General features: G+C 55.0%; 1 rRNA gene. It reads right to left on the bottom strand.

The features are described 5' to 3' along the window. Nucleotides 1-11 precede the first annotated feature (11 nt). Nucleotides 12-1,527: ribosomal RNA gene (locus HHL22_RS23600) — 16S ribosomal RNA — on the bottom strand. Nucleotides 1,528-1,574: the final 47 nt, after the last annotated feature.

The raw sequence follows: 1,574 nt of genomic DNA, 5'->3' as shown, positions 1-1,574 counted from the left end.
AGTTGCTCCAGAAAGGAGGTGATCCAGCCGCACCTTCCGGTACGGCTACCTTGTTACGACTTAGCCCTAATTACCTGTTCTACCCTAACTGGCTTCTGTGACGAGCACCAGCTTCAGGTCTACCAGACTTTCATGGCTTGACGGGCGGTGTGTACAAGGCCCGGGAACGTATTCACCGCGCCATGGCTGATGCGCGATTACTAGTGATTCCAGCTTCATGGAGTCGAGTTGCAGACTCCAATCCGAACTGAGAACGGCTTTTCGAGATTGGCATCCAGTCGCCTGGTAGCTACCCGCTGTACCGTCCATTGTAGCACGTGTGTCGCCCTAGGCGTAAGGGCCATGATGACCTGACGTCGTCCCCGCCTTCCTCACTGCTTGCGCAGGCAGTCTGGCTAGAGTCCCCACCATTACGTGCTGGCAACTAACCATAGGGGTTGCGCTCGTTGCGGGACTTAACCCAACACCTCACGGCACGAGCTGACGACGGCCATGCAGCACCTTGCTTTGTGTCCCGAAGGAAAGGCTCATCTCTGAGCCGGTCACGCGCATTCTAGCCTAGGTAAGGTTCCTCGCGTATCATCGAATTAAACCACATGCTCCACCACTTGTGCGGGCCCCCGTCAATTCCTTTGAGTTTCACCGTTGCCGGCGTACTCCCCAGGTGGGATACTTATCGGTTTCCCTAAGCCACGGACAATCTTTAGCCCGCAGCGAGTATCCATCGTTTACGGCGTGGACTACCAGGGTATCTAATCCTGTTCGCTCCCCACGCTGTCGTGCCTCAGCGTCAGTAACAGCCTAGTCAGCTGCCTTCGCAATCGGGGTTCTGGACCGTATCTATGCATTTCACCGCTACTCGGTCCATTCCGCCAACCTCGTCTGTACTCAAGCCGTCCAGTATCCAGGGCAGTTCCGCTGTTGAGCAGCGGGCTTTCACCCCGGACTTAAACGGCCGCCTACGCACCCTTTAAACCCAATAAATCCGGACAACGCTCGCACCCTCCGTATTACCGCGGCTGCTGGCACGGAGTTAGCCGGTGCTTATTCTGCAGGTACCGTCATCCCAGTACACGTACTGGTTATTCTTCCCTGTCAAAAGCAGTTTACGACTCAGAAAGCCTTCTTCCTGCACGCGGCATGGCTGGGTCAGGCTCTCGCCCATTGCCCAATATTCCCTACTGCTGCCTCCCGTAGGAGTCGGGCCCGTATCTCAGTGCCCGTGTGGGGGACCAGCCTCTCAGCTCCCCTAGTCATCGTCGCCTTGGTAAGCCGTTACCTGACCAACTAGCTAATGACCCGCAACCCCATCCAGAACCAATAAATCTTTAACTACTACCTGATGCCAAGCTGTAGTTTTATGCGGTATTAATCCGCCTTTCGGCGGGCTATCCCCCAGTTCTGGGCAGGTTAGTTACGTGTTACGCACCCGTGCGCCACTATTAGTATTGCTACCAACCGTTCGACTTGCATGTATTAGGCCTGCCGCTAGCGTTCATCCTGAGCCAGGATCAAACTCTCCATTGTAAAATGTTTCTCTACTCCTTCTCGAAAAAAGGATGATGTTGAGGGCT

Origin of the sequence: Hymenobacter polaris (assembly GCF_012927305.1) — a bacterium.
GTDB classification, from domain to species: Bacteria; Bacteroidota; Bacteroidia; order Cytophagales; family Hymenobacteraceae; genus Hymenobacter; species Hymenobacter polaris.
Note: the sequence above shows the minus strand (reverse complement) of the source record. Positions and strands in the feature narration are given on the sequence as shown.